Genomic DNA, 25,646 nt, shown 5'->3' with positions numbered 1-25,646 from the left:
CATTTACATTTGATTTTGTGGTAGCGCATGTTCAGGACGATATCCAGAGCTATACGGACCCGTATGACGCCAATTTTGAAGAAACACAGGCTCTCAATTTGGAAGTCCAGGAGAGTGTCGCCGTATCGATGCAACAGACCGGCGTTCCCGATATTCCCGGTTCTTCGGACTGGTCGCTTATCGATGTTTGGGGCTCATTAGGCGATGCCGCCCGCAGCTTTGGCGAAGCGACAAACAAGGCCATGGGGCAACTCCTGGGAACAATTGAATCCATAAAGGCCCCTGTCGATGCAATCAATACGACCATCGATTATATGGACTCGCTGTCAGGAACCTTGACAAAGGCTATCCAGGAATGCTGCGATTCTTTCGTGACACTTGCCAGAAAGGCCAGTTCCAACAAGGGCAAATCCAGGGCATCTACCGCCACCTTGGTCACCAACGCTTCATCGATGTTGGCATCTCTTTATGGTGCCCCCGCAAGCGTTCGGGCTGCATTTGCGACCCTTGCTGCCGCTACTGTCGCTACGGAGACCGCCAAGCAGATTTCTGATGACGAGAAAAAGATGGGCGAATCTATTGCGGCTGAACGAGTCGCCATTGACGATGCCGAAGGCCGCGAACTGGCTTCGGAAAGCGAACCGTATCTGCTTTCCCCCGATGAACTTGAGGATACGTTAGCCTTGGCAAGGGAGTTCATCCAACAGGTTCTTCCGCAGGCTGTAAGCCCCTACAGGCTCAAGAAAATGGCGGCGACGCTGTCGGATGCGGTGCTTCGTATCAAGCTGGAATACATGACCACCAAGACAATCAACGTGACCCACGAAACACCGCTCCACAAGATTGCCCTGGACAACAAGCTGAATTATAAGGCGGCTGAGCGCCTTTGCGCATTGAATAACGCCAAGAATCCCACGTTCATGAAAGGCGAGGTGCTTGTCTATGCAGAATGATGAAGTCGTCGTGCTTGTGGCGAATGCCAAAGGGAGAGCTCGGGTGGACAAGTTCGTGAGCTACACGATCGATGCGGACCTCTATTCCCCGGAAGGCTCATTCTCGTTCGCATGCGATTCTAAGTACGATATGAACCGCGGCAACCTGTGTCAAATCTTTGTGAACCGCAAGTGCGTCATGGCGGGGATTATCGATACCGTGCGCCGTTCCCTTTCTCGCAGCGGGCCCAAGATGGAAATCGAGGGGCGATCGGTGGCGTCGGTGCTAGCCGACTCCAGCGTGACAAAGTTTGGAACTTTGCCAAGGACGCTTCCCCAGCTGGCAGAACGGCTTGTGAAGGACCTGCCGTTTCTCTCCAGGAAAGATTTCGTTTTCAACTCCGGGTCAGATAAGGATAAAATCAAGCGCAAATTCGTCGAGCTTTCTCCGGGAGATAGCGTCTTTGATGTCCTGAAGAAAGCGGCCAATTCGCTCGGTTTTCTATTCTGGGCATCTCCTGACGGCTCACTGGTCTTTGACAAGCCTGTTGAACGTGGCAAGGCCGATTTCAGAATCCATGCCTTTGAAAATGGCGAGGAAATGGACTATATCGAGGGGTCTGTCACCGAAACATTGAACGGTCAGCACTCGCTTATCAAGGTTATCGGCGAAAGCCAGGACGATAGCGACATCAAGTATGTAGCCGCCTCGGTCAAAAATGACGATTTCCCGTTCTATCGCCCTCTTGTGGTAAACTGGAACGAGAATGAGGGCCCTGCCAAGAAAACCGCAGAACTTCAGCTGGCAACGGAAAAGGCATCCGCAATCCAGCTCGAATACACGATGTCCGGGCACTCGCAAAACGGTATTCCCTGGACAATCAACGCCTTTTGCGATGTAGAGGACCATTACAACGGCGCTGTTGACTCGTATCTGATTAAACGTCGCACGTTCACGCTCTCCAGGAGTGAGGGCAAGCGCACCCGCCTTGAATTACAGCCTGGAGGCTCGTTATGATGAAATTTTTCACAAGCTTGGTAACCAGCTGCAAGGATGTGGCAGGCAAGCTCCGCAGTATCAGCGGCAAGGCTAACGGTATCGAATTTGAAGGCCGTCAGATGATGCAGCATTTTGGCTTTATCAGCATTCCCAAGGCCGGTGAGCGTTGCCTTTTCTTGCAGTTTGGCAATGTGGTCATTGCTGTTGCAAGCGACGGCAAGGACCATCCCGCCGTAAAGGAAGGCGAAACGGCCATTTACCGCGAAAAGGCACACTATATCATCCTCAAGGACGATGGAACCATCGCCATCAAGGCCGAGGGCGGTCTTGATATCGATGGCGACGTGCGTGTCAATGGCGAAGTTAAGGATAAGATCGGAAATCTCTCAAAACTTCGCGATACTTTCAATCAGCATACTCACGTTGGCAACCTTGGCGCACCCACTGCACCGCCTACACAGCAGGATACGGGGGTCTAAATGCTTGACCTGGACACTCTCGATTCCGAATTTTCCCGGATTGTCAAGTCTGCCGATGGCAAAACAAGCGTGGCCCCGCAGCTTGCCAAGGCCTACGATGACTACGCCAAGGGCGGCGTCATCCTCGGTGCAGACCTGTCAGCTGGTGGCGACAAAACACTACTTGAAAGCGCCTTTACAGTATGCAATCCATCCGAAGGTACTGCCGCCAACATGGCCGCCAGGCTCTGTGCTTATTGGCAGAGCCTGCCTAAGCCCGGAATACCGTCCCACGGTGGTGTGGCTGTGGTTTCGGTCGTTCCGACTTTTGCGGCGGTCCAGCCTGCTGTTTTGGCGGTCATCGCGAATTTGGTAAAAGAGCAAGCCGTTTCCAAGCAGGAAGTTCAAAAGCCCTACAAGAAGCTTTTTGGGGCCATTGAAACGGTCTTGAAAACCGCTATTTGTACCGTGACTGAAACCATGCCCACGACACCGCCCAGCCCGTCACCTTTCCCGGAGACCTTACAATGACAACAGACCAGATTAAAGAAGAGGTTCAGCTTTCGCTTACCGTGGCAAAAGGTTCATTTTACAAGAAACCTGAATTTGGCCACCGTTTCAAAGAACTTGCCCGTGAAGTGGCATCCGAAAACACCAGGAGCAAAGCCGAAACATATGCCACCGAGGCATTAAAGTGGATGCTGGACTACAAGCACCTTAGAAGCGTAGAATCAACGGCAACCTATGCCGATTCCGACAAGCTCCTGGTGCATGTGGTATGTGTCGCATACAATGGCGATGTGATTGAATTTAAGCGTTTTGTGGAGGTCGGCGATGTCCGTAACAGTTGATCAAATCTTGCAGCGCATGATTGTCGATGCGAAAAACTACAACCCGACTATCAAAATTAGCCAGGGAACGGAAAATTATATCCGTTTTGCAGCCTCTGCATCTGCCATCTGGGGCATCTACAAGCAGCTGGACTGGACCCTTGACCAGATTTTTCCGACCACGATGAACCAGGAAAGCCTGGAACAGTGGGCGAACGATCGTGGGCTGGACTACAGCAACCTGACCGCAAGCGAGCTTTTGACGTTCATCCTGTCGTATCTTCGCAACCCGAAGAGCGGCGGCAAGCCTACCGACTACGAACGCTGGGCACTTGAAGCCTCTTCGACTGGCAGGGCTATTGAGCTTGGATCTACGATGATTTCCGGCAACATGCCCGACCTGAACGCGGCCAACGCTGTCAAACCGCACGACCGCGAAAACATCGCCTTTACTTGCGGATCCAGCGACACTGAAAAGAATGTCGTGATTGATTTTGGCGATTCGAAGAAAATCTTTGGAATTGGTCTTGGTTTCATTACCAACCGACCGGCTACCTTTGGCGTATTTACTTCCGATGACGGCCAGACATGGACTCGTCAGGGTAAACTTGATGCGGCCTACTGGTGGGCAATGACCGATTTCAGCGAAGTTTCTGCCAGGTATGTCAAGGTAGAACTTGAAGAAATCGAAGCGCTCGAAAGCTGGCAAACCGAAGCTTTGAATACCGTCAAGTGTTTCGGCGTCGAAATTTATGTGCCTAGTGACTCAAATGAGGCCCCGACATCATCCCGATGCCTCAAGAACTACTATGGCGTGGGAACGGTTCTCATGCTAATGGGGCCGAGTTCACTTTCGATGCGCTGCTGTGAAGCTGTCCGGGCAAAGTGCGAATACGAAGGCCCCGTTGCCCCGCGTGAAATTTGGGTCAATGTTCCTGTAGAAATAACTCTTTCTCTACGTGTTACGGTGTTAAACCCGCAACAATTGGACGAAGACGGTTTCCGGGAAGATGTCAATAAATATTTCGCCGATTTAGAACCAGGAGATCTCTTTATTCCTTCACAAATTGTTGTATACGCAATCAAAAATGGTGGCGAGAATGCGACTACTATCGAAGTATCGAAAAATGGTGGGATATATCAGGTTGAAACAGATGCTATTGACTCGTATTCCACTGAAAAATTCGTCCTTGGTGACCTGAAGGTGAAGTAATGGTTGAGAATCCCTTCGAAAGTCCACACTATAGGGCTCTTACGCAGCTCTATCCGCTCCAGATGGATGCGGAAGAATATGCCGTAGCCAAGGAGCTTGACAGAGCCCTGGAAAGCGCCGATGCCGTCTACCGTGAAATCTTTCCTGGTTCAGCAATAACGACTCTCGAACGGTGGGAAAACCTTTATGAATTAGGCCATTCCGGCTCCTTGGAAGTTCGCCACCAAGCCCTTTTAGAGGCTATCAACAGGGATTCAGGCATTGCGGAACGTCATTACAAGGCGCTTGCAGCGGCAATCGGTTTCGATATCGATATTGTAAAACCGCCCAGGATGCTCCGTGCGGGCCTTGGCCGAGCAGGCTTTGAAGTATACGACCAGGATGAACAATACACCTGGACGGTTAAATGTGATAGACTGAAATCTTCTTGTACCAAATTGATACAGACATTGGAAGCTCAGAAAATCCCGTTTACTCAAATTAAATGGAAATTCCAACAGCCACCTGCAGGTCGCTTGTTGCTCGAAGATGGCGGAGCCCTGCTTCTTGAAAACGGACATCAACTTCTCCTGGAGAACGAAACATGAACGAAGAAACCTTAGACAAAAAAATGTCTCAAATGGAAACAAAAACCTTGGCTCAGGCCTTGGCCGCAAATGCATCTTTGGCCGGATTTGCCGGACAGGAGAATTTCACCTTGCCCGTTGGTGAATTGCTTCCTAGTCATGATGAATCGTTAGAAGGTGACGGAACTCCCGAAAATCCACTGAAAGTTAATATCGAGGAAATCGAACATGCCGTAACCGAAGAAGTCGAAGAAGCCGTGGATACCATCAAGAGTAAAATCGTCTATACACTTGACCTTGGCGCAGTCCAAACGGGTATAGCTATTCAAGGAAATGGTACCTTGTTTGCCAAAGCAACCCTTTTTAGCCCTGGCATGGATCAGGAAATCAACGATACTGATTCAAAAATCATGTTTGCGACGAATCAGACCGGCTCTGTTTCGAAATTGATATTTGCCTTGTACCGCTACGACTTGGCAGACAATACAATTCATTGGGTAGCCAACACTGACAATGTGGCGTCGCTCGTTTCTACTACAGGCTTGCATGTCGCACCAATCAAGTATGTTGCTTCCGTGCCTGAAGGAAGTACGCTACAGCTTAAATCCAATAAATTATACTATTTGGTGGTTTTTACGGATGCAAACAGCGTCAAAATCGCAGGGAACACTTATTCCGAAAACATGAATACCATACCGCTTCTTGGTTGGTATGCAGACAATTTGCAGGATGTAACGGCAGAATCAATAAAAAACACCTATTCTGTCATCAATCCTAATGGAGAAAATCGCTCTCGTTTATTTGCCGCAATATCGAATATTGCCATAGAATCGGCTTCCACACCCGTTGCTACAGGCCCATTTACCGAACTCTCTAACTATGCCGTATCCAATTCTAAACGGATCCAATCTGTAGCCCAAGCGCTAACCCTGTCTTCTTCAGGCATGGTTTTCCAGAAAGTTGTTCCCGCAGCCGATGTCGACATCGTTGCCTGGCAATTTTTGGATTATCATAGTTCTCAGCCCAATCACTATGGCGCTCTTGTTCTTGATAGCCAACTGACGCCGGTAAGCGATTCTTCTGACACCTCTTGTACTGTTGGCGACAATGACAGCACTAAAGAAGGTAACTTCTATGTGCACAAATACGAAAAGAATTCGGGGTCCATTCACCTTACTGCGGGTGAAACATATTGGTTCCCGGCCATAGGCAATGGTAGCAACCAGAACCAGGAATGGCTTATTCAATACAGTTCGGCAACGCCCAGTATTCCTACAAGAGATTTATTGCTTGTTGAGGATTGCTCCAACTTGGGGAACTCGAACAACGAAACAGTGGTTGCCGAGAACGGTTGCTACTTAAAACTTTGGGATAACCAGGGAAACACTTATCAAATATAGAGGTCAAAAATGAACAAAAAGGTCTTTAAAACTGGTGATATCATCACTCCAGAGTTCCTGAATGCTCTGCAAAATCCATCTTTTGACAGAAGTACAGATGAAGTAGGTGGATTGCCGCTTCCCCCGGAACACTCTGAAATGAACCAAGTAAGAACATTTTCGGGTTTTGGCGCATCCATTACTATTGATTTAGGTGATTGGGACAAGAACTCTGTAATTTTACACAAAACAAGTGTCTCGCCTACAGAATCTTCTTACCCAACAAATTGTTCTGTAAGCGGGCATGCTGCAAGCGGTTTTTTACTCTATATGCCTATAGGAAACAGCAATGATGTAACTTTGTCCTATTGCGGCAACTCTTATACTTGTCATAAAGGGGCCGCGTTGTTGCTTATAACGCAATACATCAGTCTGGCTCATACTTGGTGGTGCAAAGCCTTTGAAATCCCTTTACAGGGCGCTGAAGCCTTCTTCAATGCTATTAAAACAGCCAATAATATCTCAGTTGGAGGAGACATTGAATGCGACGGTTCTTTAACTAGCCGAAGTGGTACTTTCGAAGACGAAGTAAGTGGCGATGAAGTCATAGGCAAATCCGTAACTGCTCAAAATAACGGAAATAGCGCTTTTTTTGATGTGCATGTGGGCACTGATGGCGTTGTTACATTCCAAATAAAGGGGAATACGACCTATAATTCCCAAACCATTCGATATGATACCAATACAGGATGTTTGCGTGTTGGTCATTCATATATAGATGATGCAGAATGGGTTGAACTTGAAAATGGTCGGGTTCTGTCTGAAAGAAGAGGTGGCACTACGGGTTCTGCGTGGATTGAAAAAGTTGCTATCCAAGCAGATTTTAATATAGATGGCGAAGTTCAGGATAGTTCTGGTGGATTATCCATGTATAGTTCATCAGCCACTCTTACTGGTTCTGAAACTCGCAAAGTGACTATAAGTCCTTATGGTATTACATTCTATAAAATCAACAGCAATCAAGATGGATGGGAACAATTAAATAGCATTGTTCCAAATGTTTAAAAAAAAAACGCCTTTCATTTTGTCTCATGAAAGGCGATTTTTTGTCTCACAACAACCGCGCCGTTATAACTGATTTCAGTAATGTTTGCGAATCTACAGAGAAAAAATTACCACCGTAACCAATGTCTTATGGGCTTTTTCCCGACCCAGGCCGGGGCGGGTGCTGCTCGCCGAGCCCGCTCGGCTCATCGAGCCGCTTGCGCGTCTCGCCACAAAGGTGCGACGCCCCCTAACGCAGAAGCAATGTGAAATATGAAGTGTGGGATGATTATTCGAAGATGTTCTGATTAGCCAGACTTATCTGACGAATAAGGCTTTTCCTACTTCTCGCAGTCAATTAATTTCGTCACGGCGTCTACAAGCCTGCGGTAGTTCAGTTCTGACATAGTAGAAACCTTTCTGTCAAAACAGAACTTGTTGACCGCACCGATAAGGTGAATAACCGCAACAGAATCCTTCGGGAGACCCGTTTCTTCCTTTCGGAAAAGAATGTTCGGCTCGTGGCCAGCTCTTTCGAGATTCGAAGTAAAAGGAATCGCAACGACAGTGTTCAGATTCTTTATGCCGAGCAGATCATTTTGCATCACGACCGCAGGGCGAATCTTGGACGGAAGGCTGCCAACTGGGTCGCCAAAATCGATTAGCCAGACTTCACCATGTGTCATTCTTCAATTCCTCCCACATGGAATTCATGGAACTGCGCGCGACGTCTTTTTCCAGTTCGGCGAAACTTTCTTCGCGCCGTTTGGTCTTCAACGATTCCAACATCTTGCTCATCAGCGTAAGGGTCTGCTCATAGGAAAGAGACAGCACCTGCTCGGTAAAATCGGCAAAAGCGACATCAGACATACTGCACCTCCTTATTCATCTAATCTAAATATATACAATTTCCGGTATTAAAGCAAGCGAACAGGCTTTTAAAACACGACTTCCTTGGGCGTTCCCCGGCCAGGGCCGGGTCGGGTGCTGCTCGCCTCTCGTCACCCCGGACCTGATCCGAGGTCGGCTCATCGAGCCGCTTGCGCGTCTCGCCACCGCGTGGCGGTGCGACGCCCCCTAACGCAGAAGCGGGTGTGAAATGTGTAATGTGGGGTGTGGAATGATTATTTATCGGCGGGTTAGTCAGAGTCCTTGACGCAACGGACGGAAACGCCAAGGTACTTGTCTTTGTATTTCAGGTATGCGAACTCGTCGTTGCCCTCCAAGAACATGTTGTAGGCGTAGTCACGGAACTCCGTGGCACTCCAGAAGTACGCGTAGAAACCCGGACTGCTGAAGGCTCCCTTGTTGTCGCGGGCGCCCGCCGGAAGAGCGGAAAAGCCATAGGCATCGGTGGCCTTGCCAGCAGCATCCCATCCGCTGGTAGATTTGAGCATCTTTGCTGCTTGGAATGAACCGCCCACTGCGGTGAGCAAAGTCCTCCATTCTGTCGTATCGGGCAGGTGCCAGCCTGTGGGGCAAATTCCTCTAACAGGGTAAGTAGGCGAACATGTGGAACCGTATCCGCAGCCTATTCCGTTAGTGCTCCAGGTTCCTATACTGTCCATGGAGGCAGCCCAAGTGTAAAGACGACCGTATTTGTCGCAATTGGAAGGGTCATCGTCGTAGCACCAACTTGTGGAATCGGAGGTGTAACTGCCATATTTACTGTCATATTTATAGGGAACGCTGGTGTAAGCGTAGTTCAGATTCTCCGCCATCCAAGTCTGGGTGCCGATGGTCACCGTCTTATAGACTTTGTTGTCGCGGCTGTCGGTCATGGTACCCGTAACTACATCATCAGGATCAATGAAACCAACGCTTGAAGAAGATTGCTTCACAGAAGAACTGCTGCTAGACTTAACACTCGATGAAGATCGAAGCGATGAGCTAGAGTCGTCCTTGTTGCTGCTGGATGAGTCATCAGATTTCTCAGAACTTGAACTCTTGGAGTCGGACGAGTTCTTTGTTTCTTTTATTGAACTGCTAGACTTATTCTCACTACTCGATGACTTGTCTTTGGTTTCGTTACTAGACCCATTCGACTCCGCTGACGCTCCGCTCAGGGTGACACTCGAATCAGGCGACTCTACAGACGAACTGGAAACACTTGTTTCATCGGAACTAGCCGACGAAGAATCGTCACAGGCGGAAAGGGCGAAGAATGCCGCGAGCACCGCCACCCACAAGAAACCAATACCCTTGACACACTTCATACCTTTATCTCCTGTAAAAATTTTCACCACCCACAAACCAAGCAATGTGAAATATGGAATGTGGAATTTATACCGCAAAATCCATCATCAGACGGGGTTCGAGAGCCTCGATTTTGTAATTGTTATGTTTGCCGTTGTTTCCCATCTTTGCAGTCATGACTTTGCTCCATCATTCTTTGTATTATATAGTTTCTTAGTTTAAAAAAGTGTCACCATCATCTAGTACGCAACGAACATAATGAAAACCAAACTTCATTGACTTGTCTATTGAGAAACCCGAAAAACTTTCCGCGAGACCAAAATAAACCATGCCACCACTGGTCTCAGACTTTTCGTAGGGAATCCAAAAACTGGCCCCTTTATTATAAGGGTATTCATCGCCATTTGGCAGAACAGACATTCCATAAGGATTATTTCCTACCTTCTTTTCCCATACTGCATGAGATAGTAGAGAATAACTCATATTTAATCCGTTTGTGTAGGCAAAGTGCTTCCATTCGGTTTCCGTCATCACGTGCCAACCCATCGGGCAAACTCCCTGAACTTTTTTGCTAAGGTCAATGTTACACTTGGGGTTATCTGCAACACCAACGCTGTCACACACCTTGGGGAGTCCCATCGCCTCGCTCCAGGTGTAAAGGGCGCCAAAGTAGTTGTCGCAATACCAGGGGTCATCCTTGTAGCAGCGTTTTTCGACCTTGCTGTCATCAAATACTGTCGTGGTGCTGTCAATCATTATTTCTGCGTAATTCAGGTTCTGGGCCATTACGGTAAAACTGTCTATTACAGTTCCACCATTCTGCTGGAACTTTTCATAATATTTGGTAGTCTTGTAAACATTGTTATCACGCAAATCTTTATAAGTGCCGTATGCTTTAAACTCCGACCCAAATACGCTATCCATATTCGGGTAAACCTTGGGCTGTTCTATTACAATCTTGACAATCGAATCCGTCCGCCACATATCATTTTCGCAATGTTTGTAAAGAGTGCGCGTCTCTTCATACAAGGTATCAAGCATCCCTTCTTGACATCTGCGGTAAGTCTGGGAACTACTGCTCCCTGACTTGTCACCTGATGAAGAGTTTTTTGAATCCGATGACAAAGCTGAAGAACTAGAAGTCGTTTTCTTACTGCTAGACGATACATCCTTTTCGTCGGCTTCTTTACCTGATGATTTTTTTTCAACCGACGACGAAGATTTTTCCGAATCAGAATACTCTACCGATGAACTTGACACTTCGGTTTCATCGCCACCCGCCGACGAAGAATCGTCACAGGCGGTCAGGGCGAAGAATGCCGCCAACAAGAAGATGGTTAGAGATTGCTTCCCCTGAAACAAGTTCAGGGTCGCAATGACACGCTGGAAAGACTTCTTCATAAGAACATCCCCGTCTATAGTTTATCCTATTAAATATAGGTAATGCCCCTGCCAAAGTCCATACCCCCCCCCATTGTAAAATTTAGGAAACAAGGTGCCCGACAAGATGATAGCGGATCCTCGCCTTGATTCGACTTCGCTCACCACAGGTCGCGAGGATGACGAGAAGGGTTGCGGGGTTTTTAAGGGGCGGAGCCCCTTAGGAGAGGGGGGAGGCAAAGACTTGCCCCTGAAAAATGTTGGTAAGAAAAGTATGGATCCCGTCGCTGCCCTCCAGGATGACGCTGGTCAAGGTCGGAGGTGCCCGTGATTCTATCGCCACTGCCTAGCTCCAGAATGACAGCGGGCATGACATGGTGGGGCAAGGCTTCGCCTAGGGAGCTATACAAAGGCTTGTTGAAATCGACAAAATCCAAGAAATCCTTCCTTTTTTTTCTGATTTTTTCAGTGTCAAAACGCTTGCGAACCTGCATTAATTAAGATATATTCAAGAAGTAGGTCTTATAGGGGCTCTTTATGAGCGGGGATAAAACGAAAAAAATGAAGTTTTATCGTTTATTTTTACCCTTTCTAATGGTACTCGTGATGGCGGGCATCTCATTTGCCAACGAGGAACAGGCCCCCAATGTAGCGCAGGATTCCGCTAGGGTGCAGCAGAACTCTGGAAAAACTTTCTTTCGGGAATTGGTTCCTTGGAATATGTACCTGGGAGGCGGCACAGGTTTCGCTTTTGGAGCAGATTGGGTTTTTGGTGATTGGAATTATATATACATTAAAGGTGATGATTCCAGTTTTATACCAAGTCACATTTGGTTGTGGACTATTGGGACGCATGCTTTTTATGCGGACGGGTTCAACTTCTTGCTGCAGCCAAATATCCTATATTTCTACGAAAGGGGCATTTCGTTCAAGTTTTCCCTAGGTCCAGAACTGGGCTACATTAACGAGACTGGCTTTGATTACGGCTTTTCGCTCTGTATCGGGACAATCATCGACATGTTCAATGTCAGGGTGGGCTATCTGGTACGGATGAAGAGTCCTTATTTCCATATCTTGTTTAATTTGCCGGTAGGCATTGGTATGTGGGTATAATAATCTATATTTTAGGTCTTATAGGGGCTCTTTATGAGCGGGGATAAAACCAGGACAGAAAAAACTGTTACAATTCCTGGAAATTGCCGATAATACGCAAGTAATCAGAACTCTCGGCGGAAACTCGCAGGAACTAACAGTCACAAGAGTTTCCTCCTGCGGTAACTAGCCAAACCTGCTAAAGCAGATTTCGCCCACAAAAGCATTTATTTCCCGAACCCACCGCTTGTTTTTTGACCGAGATGTGGGCTTCCCGAGCGAACAGTTGAACAAAGTGAATCTGTGAGCGAGGGAAGGCGCACATCGAGGGAAAGATTTTAAAAAAAACAGGTCTGGATCCTTCGCCCTTTCAGGGCTCAGGATAACACGGGAACGGGGGTTTTAGGGGGTGTCCCCTTAGGAGAGGGGGTGATGGAAGACTTGGCCTGGACCCTATCCCCTATCGCTTCGCTCCAGGGTCCAGGGTGACAACAGGCCAAGGCTGCAATCAGGGGGACTCCTCCCCCGCCTATGCCTTCAAAGCATATCTTTTATGCGAAATAAGTATTTGGGTTTGTTGCGGGATTTGGTTATTTTTAGGGCATGAGGTGGTTCAGTTTCTTGCTCGTTTTCCTGTTCATGGCGTGTTCGAGCGATGCGGCGTCGCAGGCGGTGCCGAAGGTTTCGGACAAAGGAGATTCAATCGTGCAGAATAGCAAAGGGGCGGCCCCAACGGTCAAGTTGAATTCGGGTTTCGATATGCCGATTCTCGGGCTTGGCACTTGGACTTTGCGCGGCAAGGTGGCTGAAGACGCTGTCTATGTCGCCATCAAGAACGGGTATCGATTGATTGATACGGCAAAATATTACGACAACGAAGAAGCCGTGGGCAAGGGAATCCGCCGGGCGATTGACGATGGGCTCGTGAAGCGCGAAGATTTGTTCGTGACGTCGAAACTGGTGCCGTGGAGCAGTTCCCTGGACGAAGACATCGACGACTCACTCGAAAAGCTGGGGCTCGAATATATTGATTTGATGCTGTTGCACCAGCACGGGAGCGACGCCGAAGACAAGGCGGTTTACAAGGCTATGGAACGTGCGGTGAAGGCGAAGAAGATTCGTTCCATCGGCATATCGAATTACTACACCGAAAAGACGGCGAAGCGCTTTTTTGCCGATTTCGAAATCAAGCCTGCCGTGGTGCAAAACGAGAACCATGTGTTTTACCAGAACACGGAATTCAAGGATTACGCAAAACGCTACGGCGCTGTGGTTGAATCTTATTACCCGCTGGGCGGGCGCGGCCACACCGAAGACGTCTTGGGGAACAAGGTTGTCGCAAAGATAGCGAAGGCTCACGGGAAATCGGCCGCACAGGTGGTGTTGCGCTGGCATGTGCAATCGGGCTACATTGCCATTCCGGGCTCCAAGAACCCCGACCACATCGCAGAGAACATATCGATTTTCGACTTCGAGTTGACAGACGAAGAAATGAAGCAAATCGCCGCCCTCGATACGGGACACCGCTACGAGAACTGGTGAAAATCGCCCCCACTATTCACTTGACGCATAGCAGAATTATTATATTCTCCGCAAAAGGGGCTTTTTATGTTTGTCGAGACTTACATCTTGCGTTTGCTGGCCGGGTTCCTGGAATACGGGACCCTTTCTACCGTAGCGGACAAGCTCTACACTTCGCAGCCGGCGGTGAGCCGCGCGTTCAAGAAGCTGGAAGACGAAATCGGTGCTCCGCTCTTCGAGCGCAAAAAGAACCGCATCGAGCTGAACGAGAAGGGACGCACGGTTGCCGAATACGCGAAGCGCATCATGGATTTGCAAGGCGAGATGATGGAAAAGGTAAGCCCGCGGGGAGCGGGTACGCGCACGTTCTCCATCGCGTCGGTGGCCATCCTCCCCGCCATGCGGATGATGCAGGAACTGCAGGAGAAATACCCCGGCGCGCAAGTCACTTACGAGATTATCGACAACGAGGCGGGTGTGCTGAAGGCGCTGAACGAGGGCTCGGCGGATATCGGCATCACGCTTAAGGCCCCCCGCGCAAAGAAATACCGCGCCGAAAAATACATGCAGGAGCGGCTCTCGATTGCGCTCCCCAAAAAGCACCCGCTGGCCAAGCGCAAGTCCATCCGGCTCCGTGAACTCAAGGGCGAGACCATCATCCAGCGCAGCAACGTAGGGTTCTGGGAGCAGGTCAAGCGCAAGAAGATTCCCGACGCCACCTTCATCAAGCACGACAGCACGAAAGGCATTTCAAAGCTCATCGAACAATCTTCGCTGTTGACGTTCGTTTCGGATCATCAGTTCGATTACGAAATTCCCAAAGACCGCAAGATTGTGCCGCTCGCCGACCGCGAAATGAACGTGGAATTTTTCAAAGTGACGTTGGCGTCAACTCCCTAGCAAATGGAAGTTCAGGTACCACGAAAAGGCATGGATGCGCCTGGACATGGGTTCGGCATATTCCGAGGAATAGGCAGCCATTTTCACGTAGGTGTCAAGCCTGTGGCCCAGATCCAACCAGGAGAACAGTCTGTATTCCACCGCGGTATTGTTGAGGAGCAAGAAATCCCAGCCCGAAACGCCATATTCCGCAGTCGTTCCCTCGATGGTCTTCATGGCATCTATCGTCGTCTTGTTGTAGATTCTCCACTTCTTGTATAGGGTTTCTATCATCAAGCTGTATTTCACGCCGGAATTGTACTGGTAGCTATCCATGTCGGGCTTGTAATCCGGATGAAATTCTTGGATAATGTCATCGTAGCCCATGTCGGCAGAGCCAAGCATAATCCAGTAAACCTGGTTCATGACACGGAACCGCAAGTTGGGAGTCAGCCAAAGGGCTATGTCCATGGCCCCGCCAAGCGAAAGCGTGCTTACCGTGGCAAGGTCGCCGTAAAAAGTATCGTAATCCAGATTCACCGAAAAATCAAGCCAATGGCCTCGCCCGTGGATACCCCTGTTCACAAGTTTCCCCATGATATCCATCTGCAACACTTTCCCTTCGAGTCCGCCTTCGCCGAAGAAGTTTAAAGTGAAATAATCGAACGGTCTCCTTACCCTCGTGTAGGGTCGACCATACTCAAGGGAAACCGCCATCATTCCGTGACGGTCGTTCCATTCGGCATCCAGCTCGTCGGCATCTTCGCCACCGAACCGATAGTCAGAACCGAACCTGGAGCCAATACCCGTGGCAACCGTCAACTCAATTGGTGTCAAGCCCGTATAAAAATCCCTGTTGCCGAACACCCTGCGCTGGGCATATCCGGCGGGTTCCAGTGCAAAAGCGAGCAGGTGCCTGTACCAGGGCACCTTGGAACCGTTGTACGATGCGCGGGAAAGTCTGTAGAGGACTTCGCCGAACATGGAGCCCGCGACCGTCGTAGAAATCAGGTCGTTCGGCGCCGGGTATTCCGTTTCGCAGAACATTTCCCAAGTGGAACTCCCAAGGGCGGCAAACACCATGCTTCCGTAAAAGCCGTAGCCGCCGGCACGGGCTGTGGCGTAATACATGGAGCCTTGATACGGATGTCCGTAAAAGTTGATGGCCCAATGGTTATGGTCCCATTCCCAGCCTTCGCGGAAGTTGCGTTTCCAATAGCTGGGGCCCGTATGTGCGTAACTCTTGTCCAGGACCCAGTAATCCCATGCCCACACAAAGGCGTTGAGCCCGAGCACTTCGGTCCCGACTATAAGCGGGTTTACGTGGGTGCCAAACAGACTGTCTTTGGGAATAATGGTTGTGTCGGGCGCACTTTCTTTGGGAACCAGGGTGTCACCCATGCTCCTGCGGAAATTGACCAGATCCCGCGCTTCCTGCACGCTGAAGACAGCATCCTTATCTAGAATCTTTATTCGGAGACTGTCCGGAAGTTGCGAGAATTCCCCGTCCAAATTTTGTGCATACGCGGTAACGCAAAAAGACGTGACAAGAATAACAAACGCTTTTAGAACTTTCAGGAACTTCACGGCGCAACTTTAAAAATTATCACGTCGTTTAAAAAGGGCATATTCGCAACTTTCTGACGGAGCGACAAAACCAAGGGATAAAGGATACAGACTTCTCTTGTTTCTCGAGGTCTAAAAATGTATGTTGATAAAATGCGCTTCCCGCTTACAGCCTTTTTTGCAGCAATCCCTGCACTTCTGTTTTTCGCCTGTTCTTCAGTCGAAATTTCCCATAATACAGCGCCCCTGCCACGGCACCACCTGCCTAACGGACATTTCGAGAATACGGACGACAGCTGCCCGCCCATTCGCGATACCATGGAAGCAGACTCGCTTGTACCCAAGTTTCGTACACGTATGTACAGGTTACCGATAGTCCGCGGCAACGAGGATCTCTGGCGAGATTCAACGGCAAGTTCGGCCGCATGGATTGGACACAGTACCTACTATATATTGTGGCGCGGTTACGGAATTTTGACCGACCCGATGTTCAGTACATACTCCTCGCCCATTCAACTTGTTGGCCCTAAGCGAGGAACCCCTCCCGGCAGGTCTTTAGATAGCCTGCCCAATGTAGACTTGGTAATCGTAAGCCATGACCATTACGACCATTTGGACCGTACAAGCATCGTAAAAATATTCAACCGATGGAACCACGTGAAATTTGCAGTTCCCTTGAAAGTGGCGGCAATTCTTGAAAGTTGGGGAATACCTTCAAAAAATATCATAGAACTGGATTGGTGGGATTCGACAATGGCGGGCCCCCTGAAAATCACGTTCGTACCGGCGCACCATACGAGTCGTCGCGGAATTTTCGCCTCTAGCGCAAAATCAACACTATGGGGCGGGTGGATTCTGGAACGCCCAACGGAAGATTCCCTGCATACAACAAAAATGTGGTTCGGGGGCGACCTTGCCATGGGTGACGGGTCATACTACAAGGAAATCGCAGAAAGATTCGCCCCTATTGACGTGAGTTTCTTGCCCATAGGCAGTTACAAGCCTAGCCGTTATACCCGCGTACACGCAAGCCCACGGCAAGCAGCACAGTTACATCTGCTAACCAAATCAAAGTTGAGCCTTGCCATGCACTGGGGAACCTTCGGTTTTGTTTACGACAGGCTCGAAGACCCGCCGAAGGATCTCGCAAGAGCCAGAAAAGAACTGGGCATTCCCGACACGGCATTCTATGTCCCGAAACACGGCGAAATAATCCCGCTATTCAGATAATGAATATTCATTTCAAACTAGAAAAACAAAGTAAACGCAAATAGAGATTAACACCGATAAGGCTCTTGCATTTCTTGAAGATTTCAATGGCGAAATTATTCCCAAATCCTAGAAAATTTCTGGCTCCAAGAAAAAAAAATGACTTTTTATCACTTTTTCAACCTGAAAGCCTTGGGTGACATGCCTGTCATGCGCTTGAAGAACTTGCCGAAAAAGCTCACGTCGGGGAAATTCAGTTCGTCCGAAATTTCCTGGACATCCATCTGGGTGGACTGCAGAAGGACCTTGGCATCGAGAGCGATGTAGTCGTCTATCCACTGCTTTGCGCCCTTGCCGCTTATTTCATCAACGACAAACGAAAGGTACTTCGGGGTTACAAAAAGCATATCGGCGTAGAACTTGACGCTATGTTCCTTTTGGTGATGTTCTTCCACATTGCGGAGAAACGCGTTGAACAAGGCTTCCTTGCGGTTCGATGTCTGTTGCGTCGCGTTTTTTCGATACAAAAAGCCAACGCATTCAAATGCGAGCGACAATAACTGGTTCTTGATGATTTGATAATAGAACGGATTGCCATGTAGCAACTGCATTTTTTCTTGCAGGTGCTTAAACGATTTGACAACCTGCTCGAAGTCCTGCCTGTCCCGCTGCAGGTAAGGCGACCTTTTAGCCAACAGCAACAGTTGCATACTGTCCTTGACTTGTGACATCAGGTCGTTGAGCATGTCTGTGGAGCAAGCGACACAGAGAGTCTTCACGTCGTCGCTGATTTTTAGGGCGCGGAGGACCTGCCCCGGGAACGCTAGGAATATACCGCCTTTTTTTAGTTCGTAGGTATTCATGTTGACTTCGATGGTGCAACTGCCATTCTCGATAATCAATAGAATAACGCCCTGCATCCTGAAGTACCCTGTAATATCAAGGCCCTCAATGGAATCGAACACGCCAACCTTGCCGGGCAAGAGGCTCACCTCTTTCAAAAAAATCCAACAGGGACAAATCCGCTGTCCTGATTTCTGCACCCGCTGTAGGCAAACTTCTTTTTTTCGACGGATTCATACTGGAAAGATAATAAAATGTCCATTCTTCTATTGGTAAAAATTTCCCGCATTTTAGTCAAAAATACCTTTTTCAGCAATTCTGATAGTAAAAATGTCTTTTTTTAGAGAAATTTTGACCTAAAATTACAAGACCCAATTTGGTAACTTTGTCACTATGAAAACAAAGTTCATTTTCTTCATCGTATTTTCGTTTATCTGTATCGGTTGTCAAGGCGAAGGAACACCTCGAAAAGACATCCGCGGCCCTGTAAAAGTCTCTGTCAAGATTGCGACACTGTCCGACATTTCTGAGAGCAAGGTGTATAGCGGTTCGCTAGCCGAAAAAATGGCCACAGCAGTCAGTTTTTCTTCGCCGGGGACGGTCAAGACGCTGAACGTAGCCGAAGGGAAAAAGGTGAGCAAGGGGGCACTCGTGGCAACCCTTGATGACACGGCGGCCAAAAGCGCACTGGATATTGCAACCGCCATGAAGAACCAGGCCGAAGATGCGCGCAGCCGCATGGAAAAACTTTACCAGAACAAGAGCATTTCCGAAATCCAGTGGATGGATGTGGAAAGCAAGTACAAGCAGGCTCTCGCCTCGGAGAAGCTTGCGCAAAAGGCTCTTGACGATTGCAAACTGTATGCGCCCGCCACGGGAATCGTTTCGGGAAAGGCCGTAGAATTAGGGCAGAACGTGCTTCCCGGCGCCCCGGTTTTCAGGATTCTGGATATTTCAAGAATCAAGGTCCGCGCTTTCATCCCCGAAAAAGAAATTGGCAAAGTCAAGGTAGGCGACGGCGTAAAAATCCGCATCGCATCCTTGGGAGACAAGGTTATACAAGGAAAAATCACAAACAGGAGTGTTTCTGCAAACGCGCTATCGCGCTCTTACGAAATCGAGGCAGAGCTTGCAAACAGGAACGGTGAACTGTTGCCGGGTATGATTGCCGAAATGGAAATTTCCGGCAAAACAAGGCAAGAAGGGGTCGTATTGCCTGCAACGGCTATCATGCTTGACGAAGACAATAACAACTTTGTCTGGAAAATTAATGGCGGAAAGGCGACCCGCGCCGATATTGACGTGACGCTCAACCTGGGCGGAACCGAAGGAATCCTTGTTCGTGGTTTGCAGGATGGCGACAGCATAATTGTCGCCGGGGCAAACAAGGTGGGCGAAGGCGAAAAAGTGCAGGTCGAATCCAATAACACGGAGAAATAAGCATGAGTTCTCCAAAGAAACGTTCGTTTGTCGAAACGGCCATGCGCTACAGGGCGATAGTTTTCCTTATCGTCTTTATACTCTCGCTGTTCGGAATTTACGGGCTATACGAAATGCGCAAGAACGAATTCCCCGGATTCACGGTACGTCAAGGCGTGGTGATTGCGGTTTACCCCGGAGCAAATGTGCAGGAGGTAGAAAAGCGGGTCACGAAACCCCTCGAAGATTACATCTTTACCTATGGTGACGTGCAGAAGCACAAGACCACCTCCGTCACGCGTGACGGCATGTCCATTATCCAGGTGCAACTCGAAGATTACGTGAACGACAAGGACGCCTTCTGGAGCAGGTTCAAGCACGGCATAGAAGGCTTCAAGATGAACCTGCCCGCAGGAGTTGCCGCCATCGTAGTCATGGATGATTTCGGAGAGGCATCTTCGCTATTACTTTCGCTGGAAAGCAAGAACAAGACTTACGCCGAATTGAGCGATTATCTGGACGAGCTCACCAACAAGCTAAGCCGACTAAAAACGGTCGGTCGGATAAACCGTTTCGGCGAACAGAAAGAGCAGATTTCCGTTTACCTTGACAATGAGCGGCTTTCGCACTATGGTCTCGGATTCAAGTCGACTGCGCTGTTCCTTGCGGGCAAGGGGCTCGTGAATATATCGGGTACGCTGAAAGACGGCAACACGGAATCGCCCATATATGTAGAATCGGGCGTGAACTCCGTCCGCGATGTAGAAGAGACCGTCATTTTCAGCACGCCGCAGGGTGAAACAGTGCGGCTGAAAGACGTGGCGAGAGTGGTGCGTGAATACCCGAAACCCTCCTCTTACATCGAGCAGAACGGCAACAAATGCGTCGTGCTAAGCGTCGAGATGAAATCGGGAAACGACGTGGTAAAGATGGGGTCCGAAATCGAGTCCGTGCTAGAGGAATTCGGCAAGGCCCTCCCTGAAGAAGTAAAGATGCAGCGCATCACGGATCAGAGCCAGGTAGTGGCCCACAGCGTTTTTGATTTTTTGAAAGAACTCCTGATTGCAATTGTCGCCGTGGTCATCGTCGTGTTGCTCCTGCAGCCAATGAAGGTTGCCTTGGTGGCTGCGGCGACTATCCCCTTGAGCATATTCATTTCGCTTGGAATCTTTTACGCCTTCGATTTCGAACTGAACACGGTGACGCTTGCGGCCCTTATCGTAACGCTCGGCATGATAGTGGACAATTCCATCGTCATCCTAGACGATTACCAGGAAAAAATTTCGGAAGGGGTATCCCGCTGGCGAGCTGCCGCCGACAGTGCATCCCACTTTCTCAAGTCCATTTTTTCGGCCACCCTTGCCATCAGCATCACCTTTTTCCCATTCCTCTACACGTTCAAGGGAATGATTGCTGATTTCGTGAAGTTGTTCCCCTGGGCGCTCACCATTGTGCTTTCCGTTTCACTACTGATCGCGGTACTCGTCGTACCCTATCTGCAGTTCGCATTCCTCAAGCCAAAGAACAAGAAGCCGAGCAAGTTCAACTTCGAGGCCATTGCCGGGAAAATCCACGAAAAGACACTGAAGGTCTGCTTCAAGTTTCCAAAGCTCACGCTCTTCTGCGCCTTTTTGGCTGTCTGCGTTGGCCTTTACGGTATGATTTCGAGGCCGATTAAGCTCTTCTCCACGGCGCAGCGCAACCAATTCTCTGTAGAAATATTCATGCCCATGGGAACGGCCCTCGAAAAGACGGCACAAGTGGCGGACAGTCTCGAAAAGATTCTTTCGGCAGACAAGCGGGTGGTTTCCATCACGAATTTCGTGGGGGCATCTTCGCCCAGGTTCCACCTGACATACGCTCCGCAGTTCGGCGGTTCAAACTTTGCGCAGTTTATCGTCAATACCCAGGGCGTCGACGCCACCGAAGAGATGATTCAGGAATACGCCGCCTCGTACGCGGACTACTTTCCCGAAGCACAGGTGCGGTTCAAGCAGCTGAGCTACAGCGAGGCGGCCTACCCCATCGAAGTGCGGATATCGGGCGATTCGCTGGAAAGCCTCCAGAGGGCATCGGAAATCGTGAGCAGTTACTTGCGGCAGTTGCCCGGCGTGTACCAAGTGCGCTCCAGCCTGAGGGAACCCCTGAACGGTGTACAAGTCTCGCTCACCGACGATGCGGCAAGGCTGGGCATTACCCAGATGGAAACACAGGCGCTGCTCATGGCGCGATACAGCAGCGGAATCCCACTTGCAAGCATTTGGGAAGGTGACAGGAATATCCCCGTAGTGCTGAAAAGTACCCATAGCGACAAGGCCGACGCGGCGGCTCTCGCAAACGAAAAGATGCCGACATACGGCGGACTCGGCAACGTCCCGTTGAGACAGGTGGCAGACCTTACCCCCGTTTTCCATGTAGGGCAAATCGACCACAGGAACGGTCGCCCTACGGTAAACGTGACGGCGGAAGTTTACCCCGAAATAAGCGCGAACGACCTGATAATGAAACACGGTTCTCGCATAAAGGAATGGCTGAAAGGCGAAAACGTTGATGTGACATTTGGTGGCGAAACGGAAGTCGTCTTCGAACAGATGCCCCGTGTAATTTCGGCGCTAGCCTGTGCCGTCGTCATCATATTCTTTATTCTGCTTTGGCATTTCAAGAATGTAAGGACCGCGATAATGCTCATAGGCTCCCTAGCGTTGTGCACCTTCGGAACCGGGGTCGCCCTGAACGCGATGCATCTCGATTTCAGCATGACCGCCGTTCTCGGCGTTGTCAGCTTGCTCGGAATCATGGTACGAAACGGCATCATCATGATTGACTATGCCGAAGAGCTCAAGAAGAACGAACATTGCGACGCACAGACGGCCATCTTCAATTCAGCGCTCCGCAGGATGCGCCCCATATTCCTGACATCGGCGGCGGCATCGGTCGGCGTGATTCCCATGATTCTTGGCGGGAGTACTCTCTGGATGCCTATGGGTGGAGTGATTTTTATCGGGACGCTCATTACCATGTGCTTCATATTGACCGTATTGCCGGTTCTGTACTGGAAGGTAAGCGGCGTACGGGTGAGGCAGAGGAAAAGTGTGTAGTGTGGAATGTGAAGTGAATTTGGATTAAAAATTATGAATAAATTGTATGTTAAAATAGCGGCTTTTATTTTTGGCTTGCATTCTTTTTTGCTGGCGGCGGATATTTATACGCTCGATGACTGCCTGCGCATAGCACGCGAAAACAACGCGACCCTCAAGAGCGCCAAGGTGAACCGCCAGATGGCCGAAGAAACCGAAGGCAGCGCGTTCCCTGCGTATTTTCCGAAGGTTTTTGCGGGCGGCTTTGCATTCATGGCAAACGACTACCTGGTAAAGCAGAAGATTGACATGTCCTCAGAAATAGAGGGAATAGGCCAGCAGCTTGCACCGACAATTGCGCAGATGGGCCTCGACCCCGCCATGCTTGCGGGCCTGCCGACCTCGTATTCCATGGGCATGATAGACAAGGGAATCATAGGCCACTTGACGCTGGTGCAGCCCCTGTTTGTGGGCGGACAAATTCACAAGGGAAACCAGCTCGCCAAAATCGGGACAAAGGCGGCCAAGTTGCAGGAGCACCTTGCCGAAACCGAAGTCCGCAAGAATACGGAAACCTACTACTGGCTGATTGTTTCGCTCAAGGAAAAATTGAAGACCATTGCCGAGGCCGAAAAACAGGTGGAAACGATTCGGGCCGACGTGCAGGTGGCCGTAGAGGCGGGTGCCGCCGTCAAAAACGACCTGCTCCGCGTGGATCTCGAAAAGAAAAAACTGGAGAGCAACCGCATCAAGGTAGAAAACGGCATATCGGTCGCAAAGCTCATGCTGGCACGGCAAATGAACCTGGACAACAGCGAATTCGACCTGGCCGAAACCTCTCTCGATAAAATCAATCCGCCCGAAGAGTACAAGATGTCCGCCGACGAGGCGGTGGAACGCAGGGCCGAAAGCAAACTGCTCGCCGTAAATCGCGAAGTCGCCGAAAAGGAACGTTCCATGGAAAGGGGAAAAGTTCTCCCCACCGTTGCGGTTGGTGCGAGCCTGTTGTACCAGAATCTGCTGGACGACGATGCCGTAAACGGGATTTTGTTTGCTTCGGTGACAGTCCCCATTTCGGACTGGTGGAGCAACAGTTATTCTACGGCAAAATACTACCTGAAGGCACAAAAGGCGGCAATTGACGAAGCCGAGAACAAGAACCTTATCAAGGTGGATATCGATGCCAAGTGGAATACGCTCGAGGAATCCTTTAAGCAAATTGAAATCAGCAAGGATGCCGTTGCCCAGGCCGAAGAAAACTTGCGGATGCAACGAGAATTCTACAATGCCGGTACCGCGACACTCAGCAACATGCTTGAAGCAGAGACGCTACGGCAGCAGGCAAACGACACTTACACCGAAGCGGTAACCGGCTACTACACCGCTATCTGCGCTTATCTAACCGCAACCGGTCGGTAACTAATTCCCGCTGGACGCTTTCCCGCTAGACGCCTTATCGACAAACAGCGCGCGGGCGTTGCCTTCGAGAATCATGTCGTAATAGGGCGCAAGGTCGGCCAGCGTCAAAACAGAGGTTTGCACCTGGGCCTCGTCCATCCATTTCAGGTGGGCGCTCACGTCCCATTTGGGGAGCGGAAAACCTTCATCCAGCAGAGCGTTATGCTTTTGCAAACTGGCCAAATAATCCGCAGGAATCACGTGGGAATGAACGTCGATGGCACCGCCGGCAAAGGCGGCCGCGGCCAGGAATGCGGTCAAAACAACGCTTGCAGTTAAGTAATTCTTAAAATTCATGGCAATCCCGATGATGGTCGACTATGGGTTACGGGTGCAAAACTTCTTCCAGCCATTCTTCGATTTCTTCGCGGCTGGTGCCGATGGCGAAGCGTTTGCTTTCGAGCCAGGTGGAATTGGGCGTGAGTTCCTGCAGCTGTTTGGCGCTTTGGCCCAGCGGGCTTGAAGCCGACGTGCAGAAGGTGAGCAACGTCTTACCCGAAAAGTCGTAGCTTTCGAGGAACGTGCTTATGATGCGAGGAGCAATCCCATGCCATATCGGGTGCGCGATGATGACGGTATCGTATTCGTCCATGTTCTCGACAGCGGTTGCGATTTCGGGGCGGGCGGATTCGTCTTTCTGTTCGCGGTCGGCGCGGCAGTCCGTATAATAGGCGATGTCTTCGTCGGTGTAAGGGATTTTTGCGGTGATTTCGAACAATGTTGCGCCTAGGTGTTCTGCGGCGTATTCGGCCAGTGGCTTGGTGTTGCCCGTTCTGGAGAAGTAAGCCACGAGCGTTTTGCCGCGGGACTTACTCGCCGATGTCGCGGAACTGGATGTCGCCGAACTTGAATTAGCCGAGCTGCTCGAAACGGTTGATTCTGAACTGGATAAAGCTTCGTTCTTCGAAGTCGCGGAACTTGAAGTCGCGGAGTTTTTGCCGTCTTGCGAGACGCTGGATTCGACAGCTTCCCCGGCGCCTGTCGGCGAAGACGAACTGTCGTCGGAACACGCAGCAAAGAGGCTCAAAAACAGAGCCAGGAGCAAAGTCGAAAACAACGCGGGCGATTTCATAGGGCTACTTCCTGATGAACTTTTCGTCGGTCTTTGGCATGGTGTTGTCGGGCGTGTAGCGTTCGACAGTCATTTTCAAGTCGTACTTGTCGCGGAGTTTCGCAATCGTCTTCATCATGGGCGAAGCGTGGTGCGCGTCGATGGCCGCCTGGCTTTCCCACGCGTCAATCAGCAAGATGGTCTCTGGATCGTCCAGCGACTGGAAATATTCGTAGCGGATATTGCCCTTCTCGGCACGGATTTTCGCCACAGTCCCGCTAGAAACCATCTCTTCGGCGAACTTCTTTGCCGCCCCGTTCTTACCCGTATAGCGCAGGTTTACCGTAATGTTGCTCATGGCACTCTCCGCAAACACGCTCGCAGCGAGCGCAAGGATTGAAAATAGCGTTAAAAACTTGAGTTTCACTTTGCCACTCCGAAATACTTTGCATATAATATAAATTTTTTCGGAGCATGCGCAAAATGCTTAATTTTCATGCTCAGTATGCGCAGGACGCATAGTGGAAACAAAC

The 25,646-nt window shown here is 49.8% G+C and carries 26 protein-coding genes; 16 read left to right on the top strand and 10 right to left on the bottom strand.

All coding sequences use genetic code 11. The features are described 5' to 3' along the window. The first annotated feature begins 17 nt into the window (after positions 1-17). From BUB22_RS06785 to BUB22_RS06745, 9 genes are read left to right on the top strand one after another with little or no spacing between them, the layout of a single operon-like run. Entirely contained in the window at positions 18-953 is a 936-nt protein-coding gene (locus tag BUB22_RS06785; protein ID WP_254794663.1) for a hypothetical protein, read from the top strand. Next, entirely contained in the window at positions 943-1,950 is a 1,008-nt protein-coding gene (locus BUB22_RS06780; protein ID WP_073114466.1) for a phage baseplate assembly protein, read from the top strand. Before BUB22_RS06785 ends, BUB22_RS06780 begins: the two co-directional genes overlap by 11 nt. Continuing rightward, the gene (locus BUB22_RS06775) at positions 1,947-2,411 is read left to right on the top strand and encodes a phage baseplate assembly protein (protein WP_073114465.1); all 465 of its coding nucleotides are present in this window, start codon (positions 1,947-1,949) and stop codon (positions 2,409-2,411) included. The genes BUB22_RS06780 and BUB22_RS06775 overlap by 4 nt, the downstream gene beginning before the upstream one ends. Continuing rightward, positions 2,412-2,921, top strand: a complete 510-nt coding sequence (locus tag BUB22_RS06770) for a hypothetical protein (RefSeq protein ID WP_073114464.1) — start codon at positions 2,412-2,414, stop codon at positions 2,919-2,921. Next, a complete protein-coding gene (locus tag BUB22_RS06765; protein ID WP_072807717.1) occupies positions 2,918-3,241 on the top strand; it encodes a phage GP46 family protein in 324 nt (107 codons plus the stop codon). The genes BUB22_RS06770 and BUB22_RS06765 overlap by 4 nt, the downstream gene beginning before the upstream one ends. After that, complete coding sequence (locus tag BUB22_RS06760; RefSeq protein WP_139258807.1) at positions 3,225-4,433, top strand: discoidin domain-containing protein; 1,209 nt, start codon at positions 3,225-3,227, stop codon at positions 4,431-4,433. Before BUB22_RS06765 ends, BUB22_RS06760 begins: the two co-directional genes overlap by 17 nt. Next, a complete protein-coding gene (locus BUB22_RS06755; protein ID WP_073114462.1) occupies positions 4,433-5,020 on the top strand; it encodes a putative phage tail protein in 588 nt (195 codons plus the stop codon). Before BUB22_RS06760 ends, BUB22_RS06755 begins: the two co-directional genes overlap by 1 nt. Then, entirely contained in the window at positions 5,017-6,399 is a 1,383-nt protein-coding gene (locus tag BUB22_RS06750; RefSeq protein WP_073114461.1) for a hypothetical protein, read from the top strand. The genes BUB22_RS06755 and BUB22_RS06750 overlap by 4 nt, the downstream gene beginning before the upstream one ends. Before the next feature lie 9 nt (positions 6,400-6,408). Next, complete coding sequence (locus BUB22_RS06745) at positions 6,409-7,443, top strand: hypothetical protein (protein ID WP_073114460.1); 1,035 nt, start codon at positions 6,409-6,411, stop codon at positions 7,441-7,443. Positions 7,444-7,763: 320 nt separating this feature from the next. On the opposite strand, the gene BUB22_RS06740 is transcribed toward BUB22_RS06745, so the two are convergent. The 5 genes from BUB22_RS06740 to BUB22_RS06720 form a co-directional block, all read right to left on the bottom strand. After that, a complete protein-coding gene (locus tag BUB22_RS06740) occupies positions 7,764-8,108 on the bottom strand; it encodes a type II toxin-antitoxin system PemK/MazF family toxin (protein WP_073114459.1) in 345 nt (114 codons plus the stop codon). Beyond that, positions 8,095-8,292, bottom strand: a complete 198-nt coding sequence (locus BUB22_RS06735) for a hypothetical protein (protein WP_073114458.1) — start codon at positions 8,290-8,292, stop codon at positions 8,095-8,097. Before BUB22_RS06735 ends, BUB22_RS06740 begins: the two co-directional genes overlap by 14 nt. A 269-nt stretch (positions 8,293-8,561) precedes the next feature. Then, the gene (locus BUB22_RS16090; protein WP_139258805.1) at positions 8,562-9,638 is read right to left on the bottom strand and encodes a fibrobacter succinogenes major paralogous domain-containing protein; all 1,077 of its coding nucleotides are present in this window, start codon (positions 9,636-9,638) and stop codon (positions 8,562-8,564) included. A gap of 67 nt (positions 9,639-9,705) precedes the next feature. Further along, complete coding sequence (locus BUB22_RS16320) at positions 9,706-9,795, bottom strand: LEPR-XLL domain-containing protein (protein ID WP_139258803.1); 90 nt, start codon at positions 9,793-9,795, stop codon at positions 9,706-9,708. Between the two features lie 36 nt (positions 9,796-9,831). After that, a complete protein-coding gene (locus tag BUB22_RS06720; protein WP_083535435.1) occupies positions 9,832-11,019 on the bottom strand; it encodes an FISUMP domain-containing protein in 1,188 nt (395 codons plus the stop codon). Positions 11,020-11,535: 516 nt separating this feature from the next. Here BUB22_RS06720 and BUB22_RS06710 point away from each other — a divergent pair. From BUB22_RS06710 to BUB22_RS06700, 3 genes are all read left to right on the top strand, one after another. Continuing rightward, positions 11,536-12,111, top strand: coding sequence for a hypothetical protein (locus BUB22_RS06710; RefSeq protein ID WP_073114453.1), 576 nt, complete (start codon positions 11,536-11,538; stop codon positions 12,109-12,111). 582 nt (positions 12,112-12,693) lie between these two features. Further along, complete coding sequence (locus tag BUB22_RS06705) at positions 12,694-13,632, top strand: aldo/keto reductase (RefSeq protein ID WP_254794662.1); 939 nt, start codon at positions 12,694-12,696, stop codon at positions 13,630-13,632. 66 nt (positions 13,633-13,698) lie between these two features. Then, positions 13,699-14,511 (top strand): LysR family transcriptional regulator, encoded by an 813-nt coding sequence (locus BUB22_RS06700; protein WP_073114452.1) that lies wholly within the window; start codon positions 13,699-13,701, stop codon positions 14,509-14,511. Here BUB22_RS06700 and BUB22_RS06695 read toward each other — a convergent pair. Next, positions 14,500-15,891, bottom strand: a complete 1,392-nt coding sequence (locus tag BUB22_RS06695) for a DUF3943 domain-containing protein (protein WP_139258801.1) — start codon at positions 15,889-15,891, stop codon at positions 14,500-14,502. The genes BUB22_RS06700 and BUB22_RS06695 overlap by 12 nt on opposite strands. 303 nt (positions 15,892-16,194) lie before the next feature. On the opposite strand from BUB22_RS06695, the gene BUB22_RS06690 reads away from it, so the two are divergent. Beyond that, entirely contained in the window at positions 16,195-17,286 is a 1,092-nt protein-coding gene (locus BUB22_RS06690) for an MBL fold metallo-hydrolase (protein ID WP_073114450.1), read from the top strand. A 149-nt stretch (positions 17,287-17,435) separates the two neighbouring features. Here the strand turns inward: BUB22_RS06690 and BUB22_RS06685 are convergent, their stop codons facing one another. After that, entirely contained in the window at positions 17,436-18,257 is an 822-nt protein-coding gene (locus BUB22_RS06685; RefSeq protein WP_175547255.1) for a helix-turn-helix domain-containing protein, read from the bottom strand. Positions 18,258-18,501: 244 nt separating this feature from the next. Here BUB22_RS06685 and BUB22_RS06680 point away from each other — a divergent pair, with 244 nt between their 5' ends. From BUB22_RS06680 to BUB22_RS06670, 3 genes are all read left to right on the top strand, one after another. Continuing rightward, a complete protein-coding gene (locus BUB22_RS06680) occupies positions 18,502-19,548 on the top strand; it encodes an efflux RND transporter periplasmic adaptor subunit (RefSeq protein ID WP_073114449.1) in 1,047 nt (348 codons plus the stop codon). 2 nt (positions 19,549-19,550) lie between these two features. After that, a complete protein-coding gene (locus BUB22_RS06675; RefSeq protein WP_073114448.1) occupies positions 19,551-22,625 on the top strand; it encodes an efflux RND transporter permease subunit in 3,075 nt (1,024 codons plus the stop codon). A 75-nt stretch (positions 22,626-22,700) separates the two neighbouring features. Further along, entirely contained in the window at positions 22,701-24,023 is a 1,323-nt protein-coding gene (locus BUB22_RS06670; protein WP_175547254.1) for a TolC family protein, read from the top strand. Here BUB22_RS06670 and BUB22_RS06665 read toward each other — a convergent pair whose 3' ends face one another. Genes BUB22_RS06665 through BUB22_RS06655 form a run of 3 tightly spaced genes read right to left on the bottom strand, consistent with a single transcriptional unit; the run spans position 24,024 to position 25,471 of the window. Next, a complete protein-coding gene (locus BUB22_RS06665) occupies positions 24,024-24,359 on the bottom strand; it encodes a hypothetical protein (protein ID WP_139258799.1) in 336 nt (111 codons plus the stop codon). It abuts the gene before it with no gap. Between the two features lie 28 nt (positions 24,360-24,387). Continuing rightward, complete coding sequence (locus tag BUB22_RS06660) at positions 24,388-25,134, bottom strand: flavodoxin (RefSeq protein ID WP_073114445.1); 747 nt, start codon at positions 25,132-25,134, stop codon at positions 24,388-24,390. A gap of 4 nt (positions 25,135-25,138) precedes the next feature. Then, the gene (locus BUB22_RS06655; protein WP_073114497.1) at positions 25,139-25,471 is read right to left on the bottom strand and encodes a putative quinol monooxygenase; all 333 of its coding nucleotides are present in this window, start codon (positions 25,469-25,471) and stop codon (positions 25,139-25,141) included. Between the last annotated feature and the right edge of the window lie 175 nt (positions 25,472-25,646).

This window comes from Fibrobacter sp. UWCM, assembly GCF_900129735.1.
In the GTDB taxonomy this organism is placed as follows: Bacteria; Fibrobacterota; Fibrobacteria; order Fibrobacterales; family Fibrobacteraceae; genus Fibrobacter.
The sequence above is the reverse complement of the archived record's forward strand: the minus strand, read 5'-3'. Positions and strand labels throughout refer to the sequence as shown.

Coding starts and splice junctions, on each gene's coding strand:
- BUB22_RS06740 (WP_073114459.1), bottom strand. CDS start 8,108: ATGACACATGGTGAAGTCTGGCTAATCGATTTTGGCGACCCAGTTGGC.
- BUB22_RS06750 (WP_073114461.1), top strand. CDS start 5,017: ATGAACGAAGAAACCTTAGACAAAAAAATGTCTCAAATGGAAACAAAA.
- BUB22_RS06780 (WP_073114466.1), top strand. CDS start 943: ATGCAGAATGATGAAGTCGTCGTGCTTGTGGCGAATGCCAAAGGGAGA.
- BUB22_RS06690 (WP_073114450.1), top strand. CDS start 16,195: ATGTATGTTGATAAAATGCGCTTCCCGCTTACAGCCTTTTTTGCAGCA.
- BUB22_RS06655 (WP_073114497.1), bottom strand. CDS start 25,471: ATGAGCAACATTACGGTAAACCTGCGCTATACGGGTAAGAACGGGGCG.
- BUB22_RS06760 (WP_139258807.1), top strand. CDS start 3,225: ATGTCCGTAACAGTTGATCAAATCTTGCAGCGCATGATTGTCGATGCG.
- BUB22_RS06720 (WP_083535435.1), bottom strand. CDS start 11,019: ATGAAGAAGTCTTTCCAGCGTGTCATTGCGACCCTGAACTTGTTTCAG.
- BUB22_RS06770 (WP_073114464.1), top strand. CDS start 2,412: ATGCTTGACCTGGACACTCTCGATTCCGAATTTTCCCGGATTGTCAAG.
- BUB22_RS06695 (WP_139258801.1), bottom strand. CDS start 15,891: ATGGGTGACACCCTGGTTCCCAAAGAAAGTGCGCCCGACACAACCATT.
- BUB22_RS06710 (WP_073114453.1), top strand. CDS start 11,536: ATGAGCGGGGATAAAACGAAAAAAATGAAGTTTTATCGTTTATTTTTA.
- BUB22_RS06700 (WP_073114452.1), top strand. CDS start 13,699: ATGTTTGTCGAGACTTACATCTTGCGTTTGCTGGCCGGGTTCCTGGAA.
- BUB22_RS06680 (WP_073114449.1), top strand. CDS start 18,502: ATGAAAACAAAGTTCATTTTCTTCATCGTATTTTCGTTTATCTGTATC.
- BUB22_RS16090 (WP_139258805.1), bottom strand. CDS start 9,638: ATGAAGTGTGTCAAGGGTATTGGTTTCTTGTGGGTGGCGGTGCTCGCG.
- BUB22_RS06660 (WP_073114445.1), bottom strand. CDS start 25,134: ATGAAATCGCCCGCGTTGTTTTCGACTTTGCTCCTGGCTCTGTTTTTG.
- BUB22_RS06755 (WP_073114462.1), top strand. CDS start 4,433: ATGGTTGAGAATCCCTTCGAAAGTCCACACTATAGGGCTCTTACGCAG.
- BUB22_RS16320 (WP_139258803.1), bottom strand. CDS start 9,795: ATGACTGCAAAGATGGGAAACAACGGCAAACATAACAATTACAAAATC.
- BUB22_RS06675 (WP_073114448.1), top strand. CDS start 19,551: ATGAGTTCTCCAAAGAAACGTTCGTTTGTCGAAACGGCCATGCGCTAC.
- BUB22_RS06765 (WP_072807717.1), top strand. CDS start 2,918: ATGACAACAGACCAGATTAAAGAAGAGGTTCAGCTTTCGCTTACCGTG.
- BUB22_RS06775 (WP_073114465.1), top strand. CDS start 1,947: ATGATGAAATTTTTCACAAGCTTGGTAACCAGCTGCAAGGATGTGGCA.
- BUB22_RS06705 (WP_254794662.1), top strand. CDS start 12,694: ATGAGGTGGTTCAGTTTCTTGCTCGTTTTCCTGTTCATGGCGTGTTCG.
- BUB22_RS06735 (WP_073114458.1), bottom strand. CDS start 8,292: ATGTCTGATGTCGCTTTTGCCGATTTTACCGAGCAGGTGCTGTCTCTT.
- BUB22_RS06665 (WP_139258799.1), bottom strand. CDS start 24,359: ATGAATTTTAAGAATTACTTAACTGCAAGCGTTGTTTTGACCGCATTC.
- BUB22_RS06745 (WP_073114460.1), top strand. CDS start 6,409: ATGAACAAAAAGGTCTTTAAAACTGGTGATATCATCACTCCAGAGTTC.